Below are 9,740 nucleotides of genomic sequence, written 5' to 3'. Positions count from 1 at the left end.
TTCTTGACGACCATAGAGCATTGGAACCACCTGATCCCATCCCGAACTCAGCAGTGAAACGATGCATCGCCGATGGTAGTGTGGGGTTTCCCCATGTGAGAGTAGGTCATCGTCAAGATTAAATTCCGAAATCCCTGTCTGCTCACGCAGACAGGGATTTTGTTTTTGTGCCTGAAAAAGAGCTTTCAGGTATTTCTACGGGTAACCCCATCCCTCAAGAAAAGTTACACGCCTGCGACGGCCTCAATTGACGAAACTCTTTCCGGCCAACCTTGCTTGGCCTCAACGCTACCAGCGCAACAAAGCTCTTCCCTCCTACACGGTCGAAGGCCCGGTTGTTCAGACAAAAGCCGCAGTGCCCATGCGCCTACTTTGCAGCTCGCAACTTGCCTTCACGTGCCTGCGCAGTGGTAAGGTTCGCCTTTGATTTTCGCCTTCTCCTAAGGATGCTGTCATGACGGTTGCTACGTCCCTCAATGCGGGTTTTATGGTGGTTCACGGTAACCGTCTTGATGAACTGCGCAGCTTGGTCGTCAGTTGGATGCGCATGTATCCCTTGGCTCCCTTGGAGAACGAAATTGCTCTCGTCCAGAGCAATGGCATTGCTCAATGGCTGAAGCTGGCCTTAGCCGAAGATGCACAGGACGATGATACGGGTGGCTGCGGCATTGCGGCAGCGATAGATGTTCAGCTCCCTGGCACGTTTTTGTGGCAGCTGTATCGCCTTGTGCTTGGCAGCGAAGAGATCCCCGCCAAATCCTTGCTCGATAAAGCCCCCTTAACGTGGCGACTGATGCGCCTGTTACCCGCCCTGATCGATCAGCCCCATTTCGAGCCTCTGCAGCGTTTTTTGACGCATGACACTGATCTGCGCAAACGCTATCAATTGTCGGAACGCCTTGCAGACCTGTTTGACCAATACCAGGTGTATCGCGCGGACTGGCTCGAAGATTGGGCCGCCGGGCGCCATCAATTACGAAATGCGCGAGGCGAAACCCCGCCGTTGAGCCCTGCCAATTGCTGGCAAGCGGAACTGTGGCGCGCCTTGTTGCTGGATGTCGGTGAAGAAGGCATGGCTCAAAGCCGTGCCGGTGTTCATCAGCGTTTTATTGAAAAGATAAACAGTCTTGAACAAGCGCCGCCGGGCTTGCCTGCCAGGGTCATCGTATTTGGTATTTCGTCACTGCCAGCTCAGGCCCTCGAAGCGCTGGCGGGACTTGCACGCTTCAGCCAAGTGTTGCTGTGCGTGCACAACCCGTGTCGCCATCATTGGTCTGACATCGTTGCCGATAAAGATCTGCTACGGCATCAATACAAACGCCAAGCGCGTAAAGCCGGCATGCCTACAGCATTGGACGTAGACATCCTGCATCAACACGCCCACCCCTTATTGGCAGCGTGGGGCAAGCAGGGCCGCGATTACATTAACCTGCTCGACAGTTTTGATGACCCCAACAGCTATCGATCTGCGTTTCGTGATGGCCGCATCGATCTGTTCAGTGAAGTGGAACCCCTCAACCTGCTCAACCAATTGCAGGACGACATCCTTGAGCTGCGCCCGTTGAGCGAAACCCGCGAGTATTGGCCTGCAGTGGATTTGGAAAAAGACCAATCCATCCGTTTCCACATTGCGCACAGTGCTCAGCGAGAAGTTGAGATTCTTCACGATCAATTACTGGCGCGCTTTAGCGAAAATCCTGACCTTCATCCACGTGATGTGATCGTGATGGTGCCGGATGTCGACAGTTACGCCCCGCATATTCGCGCCGTGTTCGGGCAGATCGATCGCGATGATCGCCGTTTCATCCCGTTCACGCTGGCCGACCAGGGCCAGCGAGGGCGGGATCCACTTTTGATTGCGGTCGAGCACTTGCTGAAACTGCCAGACAGCCGATTTCCCGTCAGTGAAATTCTTGACCTGCTCGACGTACCGGCCTTGCGTGCCCGCTTTGGCGTTCAAGAGCGCGACCTGCCCACCTTGCACCGCTGGATTGAAGGTGCAGGTATACGCTGGGGATTAAATGCCGAGCAGCGTGCAGGCCTGGGGTTACCACCGCACCTTGAGCAAAACAGTTGGCGTTTTGGTCTGCGCCGCATGCTACTGGGATACGCGGTGGGCAGCGGTGAAGGGTGCGATGGCATTGAGCCTTACGACGAAATCGGCGGTCTGGACGCGGTCTTGATTGGCCCGCTGGTGGCCCTGTTGGATGCGCTCGAAATTGCGCACCAGGAGCTGTCGCAACCGGCTTTACCGCATCAATGGGGCGAACGGCTTCAAGCGTTGATGCAGCTGTTTTTCCAGGCTGAAACGGATCATGACGACTACCTGCTGGCCCAGCTTGAAGCGCTGCGCGAAAGCTGGCTGGAGACCTGTGAGCTGGTCGGTCTGCAAGATGCATTACCCCTGACAGTCGTGCGTGAAGCCTGGCTGACCGGGCTGGACCAAGGCAAACTCTCTCAGCGCTTTCTGGCCGGGGCAGTCAATTTCTGCACGTTGATGCCGATGCGGGCCATCCCCTTCAAACTCGTGTGCTTGTTGGGTATGAACGATGGCGACTACCCGCGCGCTCAACCTCCGCTGGATTTTGACTTGATGGGCAGCGACTACCGTCCGGGCGACCGTTCCCGCCGGGAAGATGACCGGTATCTGCTGCTGGAAGCGCTACTTTCGGCCCGCGATCAGCTCTATATCAGTTGGGTCGGACGAAGTATCCGGGATAACAGTGAGCGCCCCGCATGCGTATTAATTGGCCAGTTGCGTGATCACTTGGCCAGCGGCTGGAGGCTCCCGCAGGGTGAAGACTTGCTGGACGCTATGACACAGGAGCATCCGCTTCAGCCATTCAGCACTCGCTATTTTCATGAAGGCAATCCCAAGCTATTCAGTTATGCCCGTGAGTGGCAGCAACTCCATGAGCCGCAAAGCGAAGTGCCCGTGCCCATCCATTTGTCGGCTCACGTACAAGAAGAACCGATCAATCTCACCCAGCTTCAGGACTTTTTACGTAACCCCGTGCGTCACTTCTTCAGCCAGCGGCTAAAAGTGTTCTTTGAGGCCGCGCACGTGCCTTTGGCCGACGAAGAGCCCTTCGTGCTCAATGCCTTGGAGCGCTATACCCTTAGCGACAGCTTGCTTGAGGCCGCCCTGGCGCAACCTGACCAGCTCGAAAAAGCACTGCACACTCGCGCCACCCGGTTACAAGGCAGTGGCTTATTGCCCATGGCCGGATTTGGCGAATCATTGCAGCACGAGCTGATCGAACCGTTACCTGACGTATTGCAGCGTTATCAGCAGCTATTAAGTATGTGGCCAACCCCCCTCAACAGTGCCCTACCTGTCAGGTTTGAAGACCATGGCCTGGTCCTTGAAGGCTGGTTGGCCAATCTGCATCAGCGCAGCGACAACGGCCTACTCTCCGTTACGACAATTCCTAACAGCATTGGCGCAGTCAAAACCCGTAAATGGCATCGATTGACGCGCCCGTGGGTTAACCACTTGGTGGCCTGTGCCACTGGTTTAGAGATGTCCACCGCTTTGGTGGCGAGCGATGACACCTTGCTGCTTGCGCCCCTTGATGCGAGGCAGGCCGCCGAGATCCTTGGCAATTTGATGATGGCCTGGCAGGCAGGCATGAGCCGTCCGCTACCCATCGCGGTCAAAACAGCCTTTGCGTGGCTGGGCCAAAACGATCCTGCCAAAGCCGCTGCGGCCGCCCAGAAAACCTATGAAGGCGACGGTCAGACCAGCGAAGGTGAGCGGCGTGAAAGCGCTGCGCTGTCCCGGCAGTATCCCGACTACGCAGCGTTAATGGCGGCAGAAGAATTTGAAGCCTGGTGCGATGCGCTATACCGCCCGTTGTTCGACGCGCCGTGGCGCTCCTTGACCGGCGAGGAGAGCCGCTAATGAATCAACTCGACCGTCCTTTGGCACTGGCCTTCCCGTTACGCGGCAGTCAACTGATCGAAGCCAGCGCAGGCACAGGCAAAACGTTCACCATCTCTGCGCTGTACCTGCGTCTGATTCTTGGCCACGGTGCGCAGGAAACCGGCTTTGGCCGAGAACTGCTGCCACCGCAAATCCTGGTCGTGACCTTTACCGATGCCGCGACCAAAGAGTTGCGCGACCGGATTCGTACGCGTCTTGCTGAAGCTGCGCGCTTCTTTCGCGAAGAAACCGAAGCTCCCGATGCACTGGTCGCACAGTTGCGCGAAGAGTTCGAACCCGGGCAATGGGCAGGGTGCGCCGGGCGGTTGGACATTGCCGCACAGTGGATGGATGAAGCCGCGGTTTCAACCATCCACAGTTGGTGCCAGCGCATGTTGCGCGAGCACGCATTTGACAGCGGCAGCCTGTTCACCCAAACCCTTGAGACCGACCACAGCGATTTGCTGGGCGAAGTGCTGCGTGATTACTGGCGACTGTTTTGCTACCCGATGCATGGCGATGCGCTGAATTGGGTGCGCGCAAACTGGAGTGGCCCGGCTGCCCTGTTACCACGGGTTCGCGTCTTGTTTGGCACCTCGCGGCCCGCCGCAAACCCCGATCAAACGCCAGCAGAAATGATTGAAGCGAGCCTGCTCGAACGGCGCCAGGTGTTGACCGGGTTAAAAGCACCTTGGCTGCAATGGGCGCAAGAGTTGCGCGATATTTGCCTGCAAGGTGTGGCCGATAAAACCGTCGACGGTCGGAAAATGCAGGCGCGCTATTTCGAACCCTGGTTTGAAAAACTGTCTGCCTGGGCGTCAGACGCCTCATTGGAACAACTGGACCTGGGTACCGGGTTCACGCGGCTGACACCTGAAGGGATGGCGCAAGCCTGGAAAAAGGGTGAGCCGCCACGGCATCCGGCCCTTGACGCCATGCACGAGCTCAAGGCAGCCCTCGATGCGTTGCCAAGTCCGGATGCGGCAGTGCTGGAGCATGCGGCGCGCTGGGTGAGTGAGCGTTTCGAAGAGGAAAAGCGCCGACGCGCCGAGATGGGGTTTGATGACATGCTCGTTCGTCTCGACACAGCCTTGCAGGCTGAGGGCGGGGAGCGTCTGGGCATTCTGATTCGAGAGCAATTTCCGGTCGCGCTGATCGACGAATTTCAAGACACAGACCCCGTGCAGTACCGCATTTTTGAGACCATTTACCGCATTGAGGCCAACAGCCCGGAGACCGGCCTGTTCCTGATCGGTGACCCGAAACAAGCCATCTACGCGTTTCGCGGCGCGGACATTTACACCTACTTGCGGGCCCGGCATGCCACGCGTGGACGATTGCACACGTTAGACACGAACTTCCGCTCCAGCCATGCCATGGTCAATGCGGTCAACCATGTGTTTGAGCGTGCTGAACAACGGGACGCGGGTCGTGGGGCTTTTCTGTTTCGTGATGGGGACGAAAACCCTGTGCCTTTTGTCTCGGTCAAATCCCAGGGCCGAAAGGAAGTGTTGCTCCAGGATGGCCAACCCGTCACGGCGATGAACCTGTGGTTGCTGCCTTCTGAACAACCGATTTCAGGAGCGGTTTATCGACAGCAGATGGCTGCGGTATGCGCAGGTCAAATTGTCGAGTTACTCAATGGAGGGCAACAAGGCCGTTGCGGTTTTGCCAAGGGCGATGACGCCCTGCGCGGCGTACTGCCGGCCGACATTGCCATTTTGGTGCGCGACGGTAAGGAAGCTCAGGCGGTTCGGCGTGAATTGTCGGCGCGTGGTGTGCGAAGCGTTTACCTCTCAGACAAGGATTCGGTCTACGCGGCGCAAGAAGCGCATGACGTATTGGCGTGGCTCAACGCGTGTGCCGAACCTGACGTCGAACGTCCTCTGCGCGCAGCGCTTGCCTGCATAACGCTCGACTTGCCGCTGATTGAACTGGAGCGTCTGAATCAGGACGAACTGGCGTGGGAATCGCGCGTGATGCAATTCCGTGGCTACCGTGAAATCTGGCGCAAGCAAGGGGTGCTGGCCATGCTGCGCCGTCTGCTGCACGACTTCAAATTGCCCCAGGCGCTGATGGCGCGTACCGACGGTGAACGCGTGCTGACCAACGTGCTGCACTTGTCGGAACTGCTCCAGCAAGCATCCGCCGAACTGGATGGCGAGCAGGCGTTGATTCGGCACCTGAGTGAGCACCTGGCGTTATCCGGGCAGACCGGTGAAGAGCAAATTTTGCGCCTCGAGAGCGATGAGCAACTGGTCAAAGTGGTGACCATCCACAAATCCAAAGGCTTGGAATACCCGTTGGTGTTTTTGCCTTTTATTTGCTCAACCAAACCGGTGGATGGCAGCCGTTTGCCCTTGCATTTCCATGACGCTGACGGTCACGCGCACGTCAGCCTCAAGCCGACGCCCGAGCTGATTACCCAGGCTGACGATGAGCGCCTGGCCGAAGACCTGCGCTTGCTCTATGTCGCGTTGACGCGCGCCCGGCATGCCTGCTGGTTGGGCGTGGCCGACCTGAAACGCGGTAACAACAATCGCTCTGTCTTGCATGCTTCAGCTTTGGGGTATTTGCTCGGTGGCGGCGCGTTGCTGACCGAGTCGCCGGGCTTGGAACGGTGGCTGGCCGATCTGCAACAGGGCTGTGCGGCGATTGACTACGCCCCTGTACCGCCCGCCAGCGAAGCGCATTTTTACCCGCCGCTCAATCTGGCGACGCTGCTTAAACCTCGGGTCCCTGCGCGGCGGGCGTCTGAAAACTGGTGGATTGCGTCCTACAGTGCATTGCGCATTGGTGACAGCCTCAGCCCGTCCGAGGCGCCGGAAAGTGCTTTGGCACAAAAGCTCTCGGATGACGAGCGGCTTGATCCGGATGCTCCGCGCGACGTGTTGCTCAGTGGTGGGGATATTCACCGTTTTCCACGTGGGCCGAATCCGGGAACGTTCTTGCACGGCTTGCTCGAATGGGCGGGCAGGGAGGGTTTCAAGGCAACGCCTTCGGTGGTCGAGGACGCCGTTGCGCGCCGTTGCAACCGGCGGGGGTGGGAAGGCTGGATCGAAACCCTCGGCGAGTGGCTGGTGCACCTGCAAGATGAACCGTTGCGGCTGAATAATGGCCAGCCCGCCGTGGTCCTGAGCGAATTGACCCAGTATCAGATTGAAATGGAGTTCTGGTTCGCCAGTCATAAAGTCGACGTGCTGCAACTCGATCAAACCGTGCGCCAGCACACCCATGGCGGGGCCGCGCGGCCCGCCGCTGAACCGAGCGTGCTCAACGGGATGTTCAAGGGATTTATCGACCTGACATTCGAGCACGCCGGGCGCTATTACGTGGCCGACTACAAGTCCAACTGGCTTGGGCCAGACGACATGGCCTATACCGAAGAGGCCATGACCGCGTCTATCCTGGACAACCGTTACGACCTGCAATACGTGCTTTACCTGTTGGCCCTGCACCGCCAACTCAAGGCCCGCTTGGCGGACTACGACTACGACCGGCACATGGGCGGTGCGTTATACCTGTTTTTACGGGGTACACGTTCCCAAAGTCAGGGCGTTTTTTTCACTCGGCCGCCCAGAAATCTGATTGAAAGCCTGGACGTCATGTTTCAGGGTAAGGCACCGCCCATCGTGGCTGAACCCGCGTGTGAACAGGGAGTGTTGTTATGAGTCGTTCGTTTGCCGAACTGTTGCCCACCCCGTTGACGGCCGAGAGCCTTGCGCTGTTGCAACCACTGACCCGGGCCGAGGATTTATTGCTGCTGCTTGAGCGCTGGGTCGAACGGGGTTGGCTGCGTGCGCTGGACAAAGCCTTCGTCGCCTTTTTGCATGAGCGCGCACCGCATGGCGATCCGCTGGTCTTGTTGGCCGCGGCCTTGACCAGCCATCAACTGGGGCACGGGCACGTCTGTCTGGACCTGTTCGAAACCCTCAAAGAACCCGACTTTGCGCTGTCGCTGCCGCCCGAAGGGGATGTGCAGACCGGCGCCATGCTGCTGCCTTCGCAATTGCTGGAGGCGCTGGACGGTGAAGCGTGGTGTAAGGCGTTACAGGCCAGCCCGTTGGTTGAGCACGCAGGGCATGCCTCGGCAGAAGCCGCCAACCGACCGTTAGTGATCAGCGAACGGCGTGTGTACTTGCGGCGTTATTGGGCGTATGAGCGACGAATCGACAACGCGTTGCGTCAACGCCTGACCGTGTCCGAGGTGACGCCTGACGACTTGCCTGCGCGCTTGAATACCTTGTTCGGCTGTCCGCAGGCGAATGCGCCGATTGACTGGCAAAAATTGGCCTGTGCGCTGGCCACCCGTGGTGCCTTCAGCATCGTCACGGGCGGCCCCGGTACAGGCAAAACCACCACCGTCGTGCGTTTGTTGGCCCTGCTGCAAGCCCCCGCCGTGGAAGCCGGCACGCCTCTGCGGATTCGCCTGGCCGCGCCCACCGGGAAAGCCGCTGCACGTTTGACGGAATCCATCAGCCTTCAGGTCAAATCCCTTGAAGTGCACGACAACCTTCGGCAAAAAATCCCTAGTGATGTGACCACCGTTCACCGACTCCTCGGTAGCCGACCCGGTACGCGGCACTTCCGTCATCATGCGGGCAACCGGTTGCCGCTGGACGTGCTGGTGGTCGACGAAGCCTCCATGATTGATCTGGAAATGATGGCCAACGTGCTGGATGCGCTGCCGGACCATGCGCGGCTGGTACTGCTCGGTGACAAGGATCAATTGGCCTCGGTGGAGGCGGGCGCCGTGCTCGGCGATTTGTGTCGCGATGCCGAAGCTGGTTGGTACACCCCGGCGACCCGCGCCTGGCTGGAGCGCGTCAGCGGTGAGAACCTGGCGGACAGTGGTTTGCAGCAGGACCTGGATGGCACGCACCCATTGGCCCAACAAGTGGTGATGCTGCGTCATTCACGGCGGTTCGGAGAGGGCAGCGGAATCGGGCAGCTTTCGCGTCTGGTTAATCAGCAGCAGGCGCAGCAAGCCCGTGCGCTCTTGTCCTCTGGCGAGTACGCAGACCTGTCGGCGCTGGCGCTCAAGGGGGATCAGGACACGCCCTTCGAGCGCCTGGTGCTCGAAGGGCGAGGGGGCGAGGCAAAAGGCTATCGGCATTATCTGGAGGTCTTGCGCGATCAGCGTCCGGCCACCGGCGCGCCGCTCGAAGACCCTTGCTGGGCCGCATGGGCGGGCGAGGTGCTGGCTGCTTTTGAGACGTTTCAAGTGCTCTGCGCGGTACGGAAAGGCCCTTGGGGCGTCGAGGGTTTGAACGAGCGCATCACCCGCGCGCTCTTTGCCCGCAAACTGATTGAAAGCGACCAACACTGGTACGAAGGCCGACCGGTTCTCATGACCCGCAACGACTACGGCCTCGGGCTGATGAACGGGGACATCGGCATCGCCCTGAAACTCCCTGAACGCGACGGCCACACCGAACGGCACGTGCTGCGCGTGGCCTTTGCGCGTAACGACGGGCAGGGCGGCATCCGCTTTGTATTGCCCAGTCGTCTGAATGATGTCGAAACGGTGTATGCCATGACTGTGCATAAGTCCCAAGGCTCAGAGTTTTCCCACACGGCACTGGTGCTCCCGGAGGCGCTCAACCCGGTCTTGACCAAAGAGCTGATCTACACCGGCATCACGCGGGCCAAACACTGGTTCAGCTTGATCGAGCCGCGTGCGGGCGTTTTCGAGGGCGCGGTGTTGCGCAAAGTGAAGCGTCTCAGCGGATTGATGTTGGGGCTGGGATAAAGCCAACGCGTACCTTCGATAGGAAGACTAGGGCCGTATAGGGCACAGGTGGGGGCGATGGAT

General features: G+C 59.0%; 3 protein-coding genes and 1 rRNA gene. All 4 read left to right on the top strand.

What is annotated here, in order from left to right; genetic code table 11:
- The first annotated feature begins 2 nt into the window (after positions 1-2).
- The 4 genes from rrf to recD all read left to right on the top strand — a co-directional run bounded on the left by rrf (position 3) and on the right by recD (position 9,677).
- Positions 3-118: ribosomal RNA gene (gene rrf / locus TU74_RS19720) — 5S ribosomal RNA — on the top strand.
- A gap of 336 nt (positions 119-454) precedes the next feature.
- A complete protein-coding gene (recC, locus tag TU74_RS19715) occupies positions 455-3,904 on the top strand; it encodes an exodeoxyribonuclease V subunit gamma (protein ID WP_048377414.1) in 3,450 nt (1,149 codons plus the stop codon).
- Positions 3,904-7,596, top strand: a complete 3,693-nt coding sequence (gene recB / locus TU74_RS19710) for an exodeoxyribonuclease V subunit beta (protein ID WP_048377413.1) — start codon at positions 3,904-3,906, stop codon at positions 7,594-7,596. Before recC ends, recB begins: the two co-directional genes overlap by 1 nt.
- Positions 7,593-9,677, top strand: coding sequence for an exodeoxyribonuclease V subunit alpha (gene recD, locus TU74_RS19705; protein WP_048377412.1), 2,085 nt, complete (start codon positions 7,593-7,595; stop codon positions 9,675-9,677). Before recB ends, recD begins: the two co-directional genes overlap by 4 nt.
- The last annotated feature ends 63 nt before the right edge of the window (positions 9,678-9,740 follow it).

The organism is Pseudomonas lundensis, from assembly GCF_001042985.1.
Classification (GTDB): domain Bacteria; phylum Pseudomonadota; class Gammaproteobacteria; order Pseudomonadales; family Pseudomonadaceae; genus Aquipseudomonas; species Aquipseudomonas lundensis.
Note: the sequence above shows the minus strand (reverse complement) of the source record. Positions and strands in the feature narration are given on the sequence as shown.